Genomic DNA, 14,689 nt, shown 5'->3' with positions numbered 1-14,689 from the left:
ACAATAACAATAATGGACGTCAACTTTAACCATGTTTCACCATTAAAAAGCCCCTAAGCGTATCACAATAACTAATCATTTAAGACATGGACCATCCTGGTTTACTTAAGTGAGCAGTATTAAGAAGGAGTCCTCTCTTTTTTATGCCTATTTTTTGTGGCAAATTTTGTGTCAGTTTGTGGACAGACTCGGAGGTGGAATCATCGGAAATGCTTAAAATCCAGATGTGGTTGATATAACAAAAATGTGGAGGTAAGTGATGGAATATGAATTTATACAGGATATCACTGGTCAGGTGATGACAAATTTCTCAATGGATCATGAAGCTATTGGTCACTGGTTGAATGAGGAAGTAAGAGGCGATTTGAGTGTCTTAGATAAAATAATTTCAGCATTGATGGACATAAAAGATAGCGAGCGTCAATGGCAATTGAATGGTCATGAATACACACTGTTGATGAATGAAGAAGAAATTATGATCAGAGCTAATCAACTCCAGTTTGATACAGAAATGCTGGAAGAGGGAATGAGCTATTACGATAATGAGAGCCTGGCACTTTGTGGTACAGATGATTTTATTAATATGTTAGCCAATTACAGAGATTTTGTTTTGCAAAATAATTAAAGGTAAGTGTTTATGTTCAACCAATGGCAGATTTCTGCCATAATCCATATTCCATCACTTTTGTGTGACGTATTTGTGTAACATATTTGTGTGACATTGTACTGGCTTTTTATTTATAAACAGGAGCCTATATTGCTGGGAGTTTCTTCCCGGCAGGTTCCAACAAAAAAGGTAGGCTTTTATGGAAGAGATCAATCTATCAGGCGAGATTGATAAGGCTGCAAATTGGTTTGTCAATAATCAAAATCTACTGATCCAGTATGCAGTGAATATTGTGTTTGCCATTCTAATTCTGATTGTAGGCTTGGCTGTTGCCAAACTGGCAAATAAAGCAGTGAAACGCGTCATGACGCTACGTGGTATTGATGCGACTATTTCTGACTTTTTGTCAGCAATAATTCGTTATGCCATCATCGCCTTTACTATTGTTGCAGTGCTTGGAAAATTAGGCGTTCAAACCGCCTCTGTGATTGCCGTTATTGGTGCCGCAGGTTTGGCTGTCGGTTTGGCATTACAGGGATCACTGTCAAACTTTGCTGCTGGCGTGTTGTTGGTAGTTTTCCGTCCACTCCGCACTGGTGAATATGTCATTATTGGTGCAGTGGAAGGGACGGTTGTACAAGTTCAAATTTTCTCCACAACGTTACGTACTGCGGATGATCGTATTATTGTGATCCCTAACGGAAAAATTATTGCGGACAATATTATCAATACCAGCCGTGAACCAAACCGCCGTACTCAGATAATGGTCGGTGTCGCTTATGACGCTGATATTGATGAAGTAAAGAAAGTGTTGGGTGATGTTATCAAAGCTGATAAACGCATTCAGCATGAGAAAGGTGTCACTATTCGGTTGCATGAAATGGCTCCTTCATCGCTCAATTTTATTGTACGTGTGTGGACAACTAATGGAGATGTCTGGAGCGTTTACTGGGATCTGATGGAAAATTTCAAACGAGCTTTGGATAAACACAATATTGGTATTCCTTTCCCACAAATGGATATTTATCTGCATCAGCAGCAAGTCGCTCTACAGAAGAAAACGGATCAATAATCAATATATTTGGTGTGAGAAATTTTGGTGTGAGAAATAAAAGTATTCTCACACCAAGTCAGCACTGCTTAAATAGCTTGGGTTTGCCACTCTTTTCACTCTGTTTCTTCCAATACCTTTTAATTGCTCTATAAATTTCTTTAATGATAGATAAGAAATATTCATTTCTGCTAATGAATGAATTTTCCTAATATGCAGACAGAACTTATCTGATTGAATAAATATTAGGAATTTTTGTATGTTTTCAACATTGATTCAGGGCTTTTTTCTCAGTGCTGCAATGATTATTCCACTTGGACCACAAAATGTTTTTGTGATGCAGCAGGGAAGTAAAAAACGCTTTCATTTGATGAGTGCAGCATTATGTTCTATCAGTGACATTATTCTTATCATGGCAGGAGTCTTTGGGGGTAGTGCTTTGCTTGGGCAGTCAGCATTTTTGTTGCAAGCTGTAACGTGGGGAGGCGTTGCATTTTTGCTATGGTACGGATGGGGAGCTTTTCGGCTGGCATTATCAACAGATATTGCATTCTCCAGTACAGAAACTTTGGCTCAAAGCCGCTGGCGGGTTATTGTGACATTATTTGCAGTAACCTGGTTGAATCCTCATGTTTATCTGGATACTTTCGTTGTATTAGGTAGCATTGGAGGACAATTATCAGCAGAACACAGACCGTGGTTTACCGCCGGGGCGGTTACCGCATCCATCACTTGGTTCTTCGCATTGGCTATTCTGGCTGCATGGTTTTCACCAATTCTTAATCAGCCACGATCTCAGCGCATTATTAACTTATTTGTTGGTTGTGTGATGTGGTATATCGCATGGAACTTGTTTAAGCAAGGATTACAGATTTTTAATTAAATTAAACATTTCTTTATAACTTAAATACTTCTTTATAATTTAAATACTTCTTTATAATTCAAACCATTCTTTATAAATATGGTTCTTTATAAATATAGTGTGCTAATGTTTCTGAAAGTAACTTGTCTTAATTTGAGAATTCTGTAGAAAATACCTATTTATTTGCTGTGTACCTGATAGATGAAGGGTATATCCGAAAGGAGGTTTTAGTGAAACGTAACTCACTGATATTTGCTGTTATGTTAGCTGTGGGTAGTTTGTCATGTATGACGGCTTCGGCTGCGGAATTACCGTCTACTCCGCATGTATCAACTTCTGGTAATGCGACAATCAAAGCGGCTCCAGATATGGCGACTTTGTTGATCCATGTGAAAGTGGATCAGAAAAGTGCAGCAGATGCAAAGAGAAAAGTTGATGAGCGTGTTACAAAATATTTTGATTTTTTGAAAACAAATGGTATCGAAAAGAAAGATATTAATGCAGCCAATATACGAACTCAGCCAGAATATCAGTATGATCAGAAAACAGGCAAATCAACTCTTACGGGATATAACGCTTCCCGCTCAGTTGAAGTCAAAGTTCGTAAGCTGGATCAACTGAATACACTTTTGGATGGAGCCTTGAAAGCGGGATTAAATGAAATTAATTCCGTACAGTTCAGCGTGGCCGATCCTCAGCGCTATCGTGATGCAGCCAGACAGAAAGCAATTGCGAATGCGATTCAACAGGCAACTGAATTAGCAAAAGGTTTTAACAGTAAGTTAGGTTCCGTATATAGCATTACTTATCGTCCGCCTGAAGCGGTGCTTTTTCCAATGAGTCGGTTGCAATTCAAATCAGCTCTAACGTCCGCGGCTTCTGCGGAAAACTCATCTGATGAAACTTATGAACCGCAGAGCATAGAGTTTTCTGATCATGTTGATGCAGTTTTTGAGTTACAGCGTTAATTAGTTTCATCATCTTCCTGACGTAACATCTGGCGCCCTAGTTTTAGCAGGGCGTCAGTCACTTTTCTCATAGCGCTGCTTTCCGGGGCAAAGCGATGCCAGTAAAGCATACGGCGTTGACACAAGCCGGGTGTTAAATCAACTAATTCACCTGCCTTCAATTCCTTGTCGATTTGTAAGTGGGGGATCATGCAACATGTCGATCCTTGTTTTGCCAATTGAACAAACGCTTCGGACGAGTTAACGATATGGCAAGGCACACTGCCCGGTGATAAATCAAAATACTGTTGTAAAAAGGCCTGATGCATATCATCCAAATGATCGAATGCAACAGCAGGGGCTTTCAGTAAAGCTGAGCGAGTTACTCCATTGGGGAAAAAACGTTCAGCGAATTTAGGGGAGGAGACGAACAGATAATCAAGAGCACCTAGCTTATCCACCAGACAGCTTGGTAGGGGTTGTGATTGAATACTGATGGCACCAACAACTTCCCCACGTCTCAAGCTTTCTTGTGTACGTGTTTCATCTTCCACCTGAATATTGAGCTGGATAGGCAAATCAGAAAGCACGGGATGAAGTGCCGGTAAGAGCCAGGTTGCCAGACTATCCGCATTGACGGCAAGAGAGAGCAACAAAGGAGTATCATTACCATTTTCATCACCAAGCCATTGTGCTTCGAGCAACTCTACCTGATGTAATAACGCAAGCAGTTTTTGCCCTTGCTCTGTAGGACGGGGAGGAACGGTACGAACCAATAACGGTTGACCGAATAAGTTTTCTAATTGCTTGATACGTTGGGATACTGCGGATTGAGTGATACAAAGCTTTTGTGCTGCACGTTCGAAACCGCGTTCACGTATCACGGCATCCAACGCTTGTAGGGATCGGTAATCAGGGCGTTTCATCGAAAATCAGGTTCTCCGTTTTTACTCTTCTCTTTGAATATCTGGGTACTATATTGTGTGTTCAAACGATTTTTGGGTCTAGGTAGCACTATGCCATATTTTTTCACAGGATAAGATAAAATATTGTTTATACTGGTGGCTGGATTTTTCTTGTAATTGATTATAGGCAGTAATTGATATGACACAGGACGAATTGAAAAAAGCGGTAGGTTGGGCAGCACTGGAGTATGTCAAACCGGGAACGATTGTTGGGGTTGGTACAGGTTCAACGGCATCTCATTTTATTGATGCGTTGGGGACGATGAAAGACAAAATTGAAGGTGCAGTATCCAGCTCGGAGGCATCAACGGAGAAATTGAAAAGTCTTGGCATTCCTGTGCTTGACTGTAATGAAGTTGATTCTTTGGACATTTATGTTGATGGTGCTGATGAAATCAATGGCAACATGCAAATGATTAAAGGTGGTGGAGCAGCATTGACCAGAGAAAAAATCATTGCTGCTGTGGCAAAGCAATTCATTTGTATTATTGATGAATCCAAGCAGGTTGATATATTGGGTAAATTTCCGTTACCAGTTGAAGTTATTCCGATGGCACGTGCTTATGTTGCCCGTGAGTTGGTAAAATTAGGAGGAACTCCGGTTTACCGTCAGAACGTTATCACTGATAATGGTAATGTCATTTTGGATGTTCATAATCTTGCCATTCTTAATCCAATCGAATTAGAAAACAAAATTAATGCTATTGCTGGTGTGGTAACTGTTGGCTTATTTGCTAACCGTAGTGCGAATGTCGTACTGGTTGGTACAGCTAATGGTGTAAAAACGATTGCAAAGTAATTATTAGTTAAGGGCAGAATAGTCTGCCCTTAAAAAATTTTTAGAGTTATACTCAAAAAATAAAATTTAGATATATATATTGTATATTTGTCTGATTAATACTCAAAGTTCTATATTTATCTCGTAACTAAAAGTTTTACTTTGCGTAACAACTTTTTTATTGTTTCTTATGCTGTTTTACCGGCAAACGATTGTATTGCTGTTGACGTTTTTTTTGTTATTTTAGTGAAACCTATCGGCATTACGAAAATTAGTACAAATAAGGCGGATAAATGGTTAAGGTATCTTTAGAAAAAGATAAAATTAAGTTTCTGCTGCTGGAAGGCGTTCATCAAAGCACAGTAGACAATTTGCGGGCAGCAGGGTACAGCAATATTGAATATCATAAGGGCGCATTAGAACCGGAAGAGCTGAAAGAAGCGATCCGCGATGCCAGATTTGTGGGGATCCGTTCCCGTACTCAGTTAACCGAAGAAATTTTTGCGGCTGCTGAAAAATTGGTTGCAGTTGGGTGTTTCTGCATTGGCACTAATCAGGTTGATCTGAACGCCGCAGCAAGACGCGGTATTCCCGTATTTAATGCGCCGTTTTCCAATACACGCTCAGTGGCTGAAATGGTATTGGGAGAGCTGCTGTTGTTATTGCGTCGTGTTCCAGAAGCCAATGCCAAAGCTCACAAAGGGGAATGGCACAAACAGGCTGCGGGTTGTTATGAAGCACGTGGCAAAAAATTAGGCATTATCGGTTACGGTCATATCGGCTCACAACTTAGTGTCCTGGCTGAAAGCATCGGTATGAATGTCTACTTCTTTGATATTGAACATAAATTACCATTGGGGAACGCCCAACAAGTTCATCACTTATCTGAATTGTTAAATATGAGTGATGTTGTGAGTCTGCATGTTCCTGAAACATCTTCAACCAAAAATATGATCGGTGCGGCAGAATTAGAGCTGATGAAACCGGGTTCAATTTTAATCAATGCTTCACGCGGTACTGTTATCGATATTCCTGCATTAGTTAATGCGTTAGAAATTGGGCATATTGCCGGTGCTGCGATTGATGTATTCCCCGTGGAGCCGGCAACCAACAACGAGCCTTTTGTCTCCCCATTAATTAAATTTGATAATGTACTGCTGACGCCACATATCGGTGGATCTACACAAGAAGCGCAACAGAATATCGGTTATGAAGTCGCCGGAAAGTTGGTCAAATATTCTGACAACGGTTCTACACTGTCGGCGGTTAATTTCCCGGAAGTTTCACTGCCAGTACATGCTAAGGATACTAATCGATTACTGCACATCCACGAAAACCGTCCGGGTATTTTAACCAGCATCAACCAGGTTTTCACCGATCAGGAAATCAATATTGAGGCACAATACCTGCGTACTGAAGGTGATATTGGTTATGTGGTTATTGATATCATGACGCAAAATCCGGCTCAGGCTGAATTAGTTTTGCAACAACTCAGAGCCTTACCAGGTACGATCCGCTCCCGTCTGCTTTACTAAGGTGAGTTGTACTTAATTGAATGAACACAAGTAAGTTAGGTGAAAAACACGTAACTAAATAAAATAAGGGCTATTGAAGAAACAATAGCCCTAAATTAATCTGCTAAACTCAATCCTTTGCAATTATCACGACCAATGCCATATTTTTTCTGGTGTGATAATTTCTGGTAACGGAATATCCCAGCTTGCACTGGGCAGTGTATTAATCAACTGGAAATTGTGTGCCAGCCCAATCGGATAAAAATTTTTCTGTTGCCATTTGGCCAGCGTTCTGTCATAGAACCCTCCTCCCATGCCTAACCGTTGCCCTGTAAGATCGAAAGCAACCAGAGGGATAAACATAACGTCCAGTTCAGAGATAGGTAAAACCTGCCTAACGTCCAGTGATGGCTGTTCTATATTAAAGTGGTTGCGGACAAGAGAAGTTTCAGGTTGATAACGTAAGAACAATAGGTGATTCCGGCTGAAAGGATGCAATACTGGTAAGTAAACCTGTTTATTTTGCTGCCAAAGTTGTTGAATCAATGGACGTGTATCTAATTCTCCGTCAAAGGAGAGATACAGGGCAATTTTCTCTGCTTGGAGGATCCTTGGGTGAGCCATGACTCGCTCGGCAGCCTGTAGAGCAAATTGCAGTTGTTGTTCAGGAGAAAGGCTTTTACGTAGTTGTCGTATTTTTTGTCTGATGCTTTTTCGAAGAGAGAAAAAGGAATCTGATTGCATAGATACCTGCCTATTAAAGTAGTGCAGAAAAGGATACAAAACAGATAGATAGGGTTCTCCAAGATGCCGTTACAGGTGGTAACCCTTGAACCCTTGGTTCAAGGTGAACGCAGCGTCGCCCCTATTAGGCTTCTTGGCTAGCCAAGCATGCTCACAAGAAACGGAGCACCACATTCTATCAGATATGAAATATCGGCTCAGGGGACATCCCCGCTCACGAACACCTCAGAGAAATTTTTTATTACTTTAAACTAATTAGCCAGGAATCTTCAATCAGAACCTACCCATTTAGTCTTAAGTAATATCATGTGGCCTATTGTATGGAACTGTTCAATAGTCTGCTGGAGCATTTTAATTTTCTGTTCCATATTGTAGGAATAATCACGGGTTTTCATTTTTTCTTGTGCTAACTCGTGACAGATATTCAGTGCCACAATAAAAACCAGTTGCTCAGTGTTAGTCACTCTGGTGCGTTCTTTGAGGTTATGCAAACGCTGATCAAGTTCCTCCGCCGCAGCCTGTAATGCTTCTATCTGCTCTGGTGGACAATTGACACGTAATGACCGCCCAAAAATCTGAATATCTACTGGTTGTGCAGACATGACACCTTCCTGATTTATTACTGTATCGATACCTTTGTTGATACCTTAATTCTGATATACCCCTTTAGCTTTCAAGTTGTAAGTTGCTATATGTTATTAGCTGTAACTCGAAATTTATTGGGGGGTAAAAAACATATTTTGGTATAAAAATAAGGCCGACACCAATCATTACCGTACAATACCAAAAGACAACCTGATTATGTTGTCTGGTATAGCGACTCCCCTTGATGGTAGCATAGCATGAACTTATATCGCCAACGATGATCAATATACATGTCTATACAAAACTCATTACCTAATTATCAATCATTTGATGAAATTTTGCATCAACAGTCCGTTGCACTGACAGCCGCAGAGATGCATGGCTTAATAAGTGGTTTATTATGTGGTGGAAATCACGACAGTAGCTGGCAGACTCTTGTACATGATCTCGCTAACGATGGTCTTGCATTTTCACAGATACTCGCACAGTCAATCAGAGAATTGTATGAAGTCACTTTCGAATCATTGGATGATAGTAACTTTAATTTTAATTTACTGCTTCCCGATGATGAAGCTGGTGTTTTTGCATGTGCTGACGCGTTGGCAGGATGGGTAAACCATTTCTTGTTGGGATTGGGGGTTGCAGATCCAAAAATAACAGAAAAAAAAGAAATTCAGGAAGTTATTACTGATTTGCGCAATATAGGTATGCTGGGATACGACGAAGGTGAAGATCAAGAAGAGCTATCTCAGGCACTGGAAGAAGTATTGGAATATGTCCGTGTTGCAGTGCAGCTTTGTTATATTGCACTGGCGACGCCCAAAAAAGCAGGCAATACAACGCAAAAAGATGAAAAACCAACGCTGCATTGATTGGTAATTAACTAATTATTAATAATAACGAGATTGCAGGAGAGGGTATGACTAAACAAGAATATTTATCCCGTCGTCAGGTACTATTGTCAAAAATGGCACCAGCCAGTGCGGCCATTATTTTTGCGGCCCCACCTGCGACACGCAACTCAGATAGTGAATATTCTTATCGTCAGCACAGTGATTTTCTTTACCTGACTGGGTTTAATGAACCAGAAGCTGTTCTGATTCTTATTAAAAGCGATGAAACTCACAACCACAGTGTGTTGTTTAATCGAGTGCGTGATCTCACCGCAGAAATTTGGTTTGGTCGTCGGCTTGGGCAGGAAGCCGCTCCAGAAAAACTGGGGGTGGATCGTGCTTTGCCATTTAATGATATTGATGAACAACTCTACCTCTTGCTGAATGGGTTAGATGTGGTTTATCACTCTCAGGGGGAATTTGAATATGCTGATAAGATCGTATTCAGTGCCCTGGATAAGTTGCGTAAGAATAGCCGCCGTAATCTCAGTCCCCCAACAATAATAGCAGACTGGCGTCCGTGGCTGCATGAAATGCGTTTGTTTAAATCAGAAGCTGAATTGGAAATCATGCGCAAAGCCGGGAAAATCAGTGCCCAGGCACATACCAGAGCTCTGCGAAACTGTCGTCCAAATATGTTTGAGTATCAGCTTGAAGCTGAAATTCACCATGAATTTACCTATCACGGTGCGCGTTATCCTGCTTATAACACTATTGTTGGTGCAGGAGAAAATGCTTGTATTCTGCATTACACAGAAAACGACCGTCGTATGAAAGATGGCGATTTAGTGTTGATCGATGCAGGTTGTGAATATGAAGGGTATGCGGGGGACATTACGCGGACGTTTCCGGTCAATGGCAAATTTACCCGTCCTCAACGAGAAATTTACGACATTGTGCTGAAATCCATCAATGTTTCTCTTGAACTTTATAAACCGGGTACTAGCATTCGTGAAGTGACTGAACAGGTTGTGCGCATCATGGTTGAAGAGCTGGTTAAACTAGGCATTATGCATGGTGAAGTGGAATATTTGATCGAGACTAATGCCTATCGCCAATTTTTCATGCATGGTTTAAGCCACTGGCTGGGACTGGATGTCCATGATGTGGGGCATTACGGTGTTGATCGTGATCGCATTCTGGAACCGGGTATGGTACTCACTGTTGAGCCGGGGCTGTATATCGCACCGGATGCTGATGTGCCGTCGGAATACCGTGGTATTGGGATCCGTATTGAAGACGATATTGTGATTACAGAATCAGGCAATGAGAATTTGACTGAGTATGTCGTTAAAGATCCTGATGAAATTGAAGCACTGATGGCACAGGCAAAACAGGGCTACAGTAATCAGGAAGTCAAGTCATAATGAGCGTGATTATCGTGGGAGGAGGGATGGCTGGTGCAACATTAGCGCTTGCTATTTCTTCTTTGAGCCGGGGACAGTTGCAAATCTCCTTAGTTGAATCAGCAGAGCCAACACAAGAACATCCGGGTTTTGATGCAAGGGCGATTGCTTTAGCTTATGGTACATGTCAGCGTTTGAGTCAGATAGGTGTCTGGTCTGCACTGAAAGATTGTGTGACCCCAATTACTCACGTTCATGTCAGTGACCGCGGTTGTAGTGGTTTTGTTAATATCCGGGCCGACGATTATGACATTCCGGTATTGGGTAACGTGATTGAGTTGCACGATGCCGGAAACCGTCTGTTTGATTTATTAAAACAAGCACCGAATATCAAACTTTATTGTCCAGCTAAAGTGAATGCTGTTGAGCGTCTGGACACTTCAGTTTTTATTACCTTGAATAATGGCAAAGAACTTACGGGAAAACTGTTGATAGCAGCGGATGGAAGCCAGTCTTCCGTAGCAAAAGCCTGTAATATTCCGTGGCAACAGCAGGATTACGGTCAGATTGCCATCATTGCTAATGTCCTGACATCTGAACATCACCGAGGCCGGGCATTTGAGCGTTTTACTGAACATGGCCCGTTGGCACTGTTGCCAATGACAGAAGGGCGCAGCTCGTTAGTCTGGTGTCATCCATTGGATAAATGGGTGGAGATTAATCAGTGGGAAGATGCTAAGTTTCTCCATCAACTGCAAAAAGCGTTTGGCTGGCGGCTGGGAAAAATGTTGGAAACCGGTCAACGGCACAGTTACCCATTGGCCTTAACTACATCTAACCAGCAGATCAGCCATCGTTTGGCATTAGTAGGTAATTCATCCCAAACCCTGCATCCAATTGCAGGACAGGGTTTTAACTTAGGTATGCGTGATGTAATGGCATTAGCCCAGGTTATTTCGGCTGCTGCGATTGAGGGGCACGATATCGGCTCTTATCATGTTCTGACTCGTTACCAACAACAACGCTTTGCAGATCGTGAGGCAACGATCGGTATTACTGATGGGTTGGTCAGGCTGTTTGCCAATGACTACTTTCCGTTGAGAATCGGACGCAATCTTGGCCTGATGGTGATGGAAATGTTGCCACTGATAAAGGGCACACTGGCCCGACAGACATTGGGTTGGGGCGCCCATCGTTCAACGGCAGAATAAGTCAGATTTAAGAGGAAATAAAAACATGCAATCATTTGATGTGGTGATCGCAGGAGGCGGTATGGTTGGCCTTGCGCTGGCCTGTGGTTTACATGGTAGCGGCTTGCGCATTGCGATTGTAGAAGAGCATCCACCAAGCAGTATTTTTCATACCGATGATGAATATGCGTTGCGTGTTTCTGCCATCAATGCAGCCAGTGAACGGTTATTAACCCATCTCGGTGTCTGGCAGAAGCTCCTCGCAATGCGTGTCAGCCCTTATCAGGGGATGGAAGTCTGGGATCAGGATAGCTTCGGTCGTATTCAGTTTGATGCGGCGGAAAATGGCCTCAATCATCTTGGACATATTATCGAAAATAATGTGATACGACAGGCTCTTTGGCAACAGGCTGAAAGTTTATCTGATGTAGCCATGTTTGCCCCTGTTTCTCTTAAGAATGTTGCCTGGGGAGAAAACGAAGCCTTTATTACCCTGTCCGATGAGCGAATGCTGACTTCACGGCTAGTTGTTGGTGCAGATGGTGCTCAATCATGGTTACGTCAGCATGCAGATATCCCATTGACTTTCTGGGATTACGAACATTATGCATTGGTCGCTACCATTCGTACTGTGGAGCCTCATCAGGGGGTTGCGCGCCAGGTTTTTCATGGGGATGGTATTCTTGCTTTCCTGCCACTTTCTGATCCTCACCTATGTTCTATTGTCTGGTCATTGCCTGCGGAAGCGGCGCAACAGCGCAAGACAATGGAGACTGAGTTGTTCAACCGGCAATTGAGTGCTACTTTTGACATGCGATTGGGGCAGTGTGAGTTGATCAGTGACCGTCAGACTATCCCATTAATAGGACGTTATGCTCGTAATTTCGCTGCACATCGGTTAGCTTTATTGGGAGATGCAGCACATACAATCCATCCATTGGCCGGGCAAGGAGTTAATCTGGGGTTTATGGATGTAGCAGAGTTGATCGGAGAATTGATCCGTTTGAACCAGCAAGGCAAAGATATCGGTCAATATCTCTATCTTGGTCGTTATGAGCGTCGCCGTAAACACAGTGCGGCTGTTATGCTGGCTGGTATGCAGGGATTTCGGCAGCTATTTGATGGGAATAATCCTGTCAAGAAATTATTTCGTGATGTAGGGCTGACTTTGGCTAACCGTTTCCCCGGAGTAAAGCCACAATTACTCCGTCATGCGACGGGTCTTCATGATCTGCCGGATTGGTTGATTACTCAAACCTCTTCAGTTGAAAAAATCTAATTCTTCCTCTTGTTTGGGATTAGTTTTTTTTTATAACAGGCTAAAGTGTATTCAGTTAGTTTGCTTCACACTTTAGTCTATTTGTAATAAAAAAAAGAATATTTTTTACATATTACTGCCATTTTTTAGCGTTCTCACACAATAAAATAGAAAAAAATTCCGCATGATAATGAAGGGTTTTTGAAGGTATCATTGTTATGTTGATAATTTATTTTATGGTTCATTTCTATTTTCAGTGATAACTTCTAGTCCAAGGTATCGTTTGCGTCATTAACCGCTTCTTTGCTTCATGATCCAACATTTGCCGGTTAATACGCCGTATGTATGTTATTCAGATCAAGAACGTTTTCATGTCAAAAATGGAAAGAGGGAAATAATGTCAAAACACACCCCACTATATGATCAGCATCTGGCATGCGGGGCGCGCATGGTGGATTTTCATGGCTGGATGATGCCCCTTCACTACGGTTCACAAATCGACGAGCATCACGCCGTGCGTACTGACGCAGGTATGTTCGACGTTTCCCATATGACCATTATGGATTTGCACGGTGCAGGTTGCCGTGATTTTCTCCGTTATCTTCTGGCAAATGATGTTGCTAAGCTGACTGAAAAAGGTAAGGCGCTTTATACCGGTATGCTTAATGCTTCCGGTGGTGTTATTGACGACCTGATTGTCTATTTTTTCACTGATAATTTTTATCGCATGGTCGTTAACTCGGCGACACGTGAAAAAGATTTGGCCTGGATCCAACAACATGCGGAAAAATACCCTGTTGAGATCACCGTTCGTAATGACTTGGCGTTGATTGCAGTTCAAGGTCCTAACGCGCAATCCAGAGTTCAGTCTTTATTAAATAATGAGCAAAACCAATCCATTGCAGGTATGAAACCTTTCTTTGGTGTGCAATCTGGTGACTTATTTATCGCAACTACGGGTTATACCGGTGAAGCGGGTTATGAAATTGCATTGCCTCAGGAACAAGCTGTTGATTTTTGGCAGCAGTTACTGAAAGAAGGTGTTAAACCAGCGGGACTAGGCGCACGGGATACACTGCGTCTTGAAGCCGGTATGAACCTTTATGGTCAGGAAATGGATGAATCCATCTCACCTTTGGCTGCGAATATGGGATGGACGATTGCATGGGCACCGGAAGAGCGCCAATTTATTGGCCGTGAAGCCCTGTTGAAACAGCGTGAAGCTGGGGCAGAACAATTGGTTGGGTTAATCATGCGTGAAAAAGGCGTCTTGCGCAGTGGGTTAACAGTTAGTTTCACAGATAAAACGGGTGAAGTACGTTTTGGTGTTATTACCAGTGGGACGTTCTCACCTACCTTAGGATTCAGTATTGCCCTTGCTAGGGTGCCGCAAGGGGTTGGAGAACAGGCGATTGTCCAGATCCGTAATCGCGAGATGCCGGTTCAGGTTGTAAAACCGGTTTTTGTCAGGATGGGAAAATCGCTTGTAGGATGATTTTGGTCGCAACATTTTAATTAATAAAAATAAGGAGATGGAACCGATGAGTCATGTACCAACTGAATTAAAATATACCGAATCACACGAATGGATTCGCTCTGAAGGAAATGGCGAATATACCGTGGGTATTACCGAACATGCTCAGCAGTTATTGGGTGATATGGTATTCGTTGACTTGCCTGAAATCGGAGCGGTCATAAACAGTGGTGATGATTGTGCAGTCGTTGAATCAGTCAAGGCGGCTTCCGATATTTACGCACCACTGAGTGGTGAAGTTATCGCAGTCAACCCAGCTTTAGAAGGTTCGCCTGAATTAGTGAATAGAGAGCCTTATAACGAAGGCTGGTTATTCCGCATCAAGGTTACTGATGAAAGTGAATGGACCAACCTGCTGGATGCAGAAAGTTATCGGTCACTATTGGAAGAAGAAGAGTAGTAATCACCGCCCCAC

Annotated in this window: 15 protein-coding genes and 1 other RNA gene; 12 read left to right on the top strand and 4 right to left on the bottom strand. The window is 42.2% G+C overall.

Annotated features, from left to right (window positions below; all coding sequences use genetic code 11):
- The first annotated feature begins 259 nt into the window (after positions 1–259).
- The 4 genes from AAC852_RS01460 (at position 260) to AAC852_RS01445 (ending at position 3,488) form a co-directional block, all read left to right on the top strand.
- Complete coding sequence (locus AAC852_RS01460) at positions 260–625, top strand: YacL family protein (protein WP_340619485.1); 366 nt, start codon at positions 260–262, stop codon at positions 623–625.
- A 181-nt stretch (positions 626–806) separates the two neighbouring features.
- Entirely contained in the window at positions 807–1,679 is an 873-nt protein-coding gene (gene mscS / locus AAC852_RS01455) for a small-conductance mechanosensitive channel MscS (protein WP_340619484.1), read from the top strand.
- A gap of 238 nt (positions 1,680–1,917) precedes the next feature.
- Positions 1,918–2,541, top strand: a complete 624-nt coding sequence (argO, locus tag AAC852_RS01450; protein WP_340619483.1) for an arginine exporter ArgO — start codon at positions 1,918–1,920, stop codon at positions 2,539–2,541.
- Positions 2,542–2,750: 209 nt separating this feature from the next.
- The gene (locus tag AAC852_RS01445) at positions 2,751–3,488 is read left to right on the top strand and encodes an oxidative stress defense protein (RefSeq protein ID WP_340619482.1); all 738 of its coding nucleotides are present in this window, start codon (positions 2,751–2,753) and stop codon (positions 3,486–3,488) included.
- Here the strand turns inward: AAC852_RS01445 and AAC852_RS01440 are convergent.
- Positions 3,485–4,393, bottom strand: coding sequence for a LysR family transcriptional regulator ArgP (locus AAC852_RS01440; protein WP_340619481.1), 909 nt, complete (start codon positions 4,391–4,393; stop codon positions 3,485–3,487). The two genes, AAC852_RS01445 and AAC852_RS01440, sit on opposite strands and share 4 nt — an antisense overlap.
- Before the next feature lie 178 nt (positions 4,394–4,571).
- On the opposite strand from AAC852_RS01440, the gene rpiA reads away from it, so the two are divergent.
- A complete protein-coding gene (gene rpiA, locus AAC852_RS01435) occupies positions 4,572–5,231 on the top strand; it encodes a ribose-5-phosphate isomerase RpiA (protein WP_340619480.1) in 660 nt (219 codons plus the stop codon).
- Between the two features lie 272 nt (positions 5,232–5,503).
- Positions 5,504–6,745, top strand: coding sequence for a phosphoglycerate dehydrogenase (gene serA, locus AAC852_RS01430; RefSeq protein WP_340619479.1), 1,242 nt, complete (start codon positions 5,504–5,506; stop codon positions 6,743–6,745).
- A gap of 126 nt (positions 6,746–6,871) precedes the next feature.
- Here serA and AAC852_RS01425 read toward each other — a convergent pair whose 3' ends face one another.
- From AAC852_RS01425 to zapA, 3 genes are all read right to left on the bottom strand, one after another.
- The gene (locus AAC852_RS01425) at positions 6,872–7,468 is read right to left on the bottom strand and encodes a 5-formyltetrahydrofolate cyclo-ligase (protein WP_340619478.1); all 597 of its coding nucleotides are present in this window, start codon (positions 7,466–7,468) and stop codon (positions 6,872–6,874) included.
- A gap of 51 nt (positions 7,469–7,519) precedes the next feature.
- A non-coding RNA gene (gene ssrS / locus AAC852_RS01420) (6S RNA) lies at positions 7,520–7,703 on the bottom strand.
- Positions 7,704–7,737: 34 nt separating this feature from the next.
- Positions 7,738–8,070 (bottom strand): cell division protein ZapA, encoded by a 333-nt coding sequence (gene zapA / locus AAC852_RS01415; protein ID WP_340619477.1) that lies wholly within the window; start codon positions 8,068–8,070, stop codon positions 7,738–7,740.
- Positions 8,071–8,343: 273 nt separating this feature from the next.
- Here zapA and AAC852_RS01410 point away from each other — a divergent pair, with 273 nt between their 5' ends.
- The 6 genes from AAC852_RS01410 to gcvH all read left to right on the top strand — a co-directional run bounded on the left by AAC852_RS01410 (position 8,344) and on the right by gcvH (position 14,674).
- On the top strand, positions 8,344–8,925 hold the full coding sequence (locus AAC852_RS01410; protein ID WP_340619476.1) for a YecA/YgfB family protein: 582 nt from the start codon (positions 8,344–8,346) through the stop codon (positions 8,923–8,925).
- Between the two features lie 47 nt (positions 8,926–8,972).
- Complete coding sequence (gene pepP / locus AAC852_RS01405; RefSeq protein ID WP_340619475.1) at positions 8,973–10,313, top strand: Xaa-Pro aminopeptidase; 1,341 nt, start codon at positions 8,973–8,975, stop codon at positions 10,311–10,313.
- Positions 10,313–11,503, top strand: coding sequence for a 2-octaprenyl-6-methoxyphenyl hydroxylase (gene ubiH / locus AAC852_RS01400; protein ID WP_340619474.1), 1,191 nt, complete (start codon positions 10,313–10,315; stop codon positions 11,501–11,503). Before pepP ends, ubiH begins: the two co-directional genes overlap by 1 nt.
- 25 nt (positions 11,504–11,528) lie before the next feature.
- A complete protein-coding gene (gene ubiI / locus AAC852_RS01395) occupies positions 11,529–12,761 on the top strand; it encodes an FAD-dependent 2-octaprenylphenol hydroxylase (protein ID WP_340619473.1) in 1,233 nt (410 codons plus the stop codon).
- A gap of 376 nt (positions 12,762–13,137) precedes the next feature.
- Positions 13,138–14,235, top strand: a complete 1,098-nt coding sequence (gene gcvT / locus AAC852_RS01390) for a glycine cleavage system aminomethyltransferase GcvT (protein ID WP_340619472.1) — start codon at positions 13,138–13,140, stop codon at positions 14,233–14,235.
- A gap of 46 nt (positions 14,236–14,281) precedes the next feature.
- Positions 14,282–14,674: a glycine cleavage system protein GcvH gene (gcvH, locus tag AAC852_RS01385; protein WP_340619471.1), complete on the top strand. Its 393-nt coding sequence runs from the start codon at positions 14,282–14,284 to the stop codon at positions 14,672–14,674.
- Positions 14,675–14,689: the final 15 nt, after the last annotated feature.

Source organism: Xenorhabdus siamensis (assembly GCF_037996745.1).
In the GTDB taxonomy this organism is placed as follows: domain Bacteria; phylum Pseudomonadota; class Gammaproteobacteria; order Enterobacterales; family Enterobacteriaceae; genus Xenorhabdus; species Xenorhabdus indica.
This window is presented reverse-complemented; position numbering and strand designations above follow the sequence as displayed.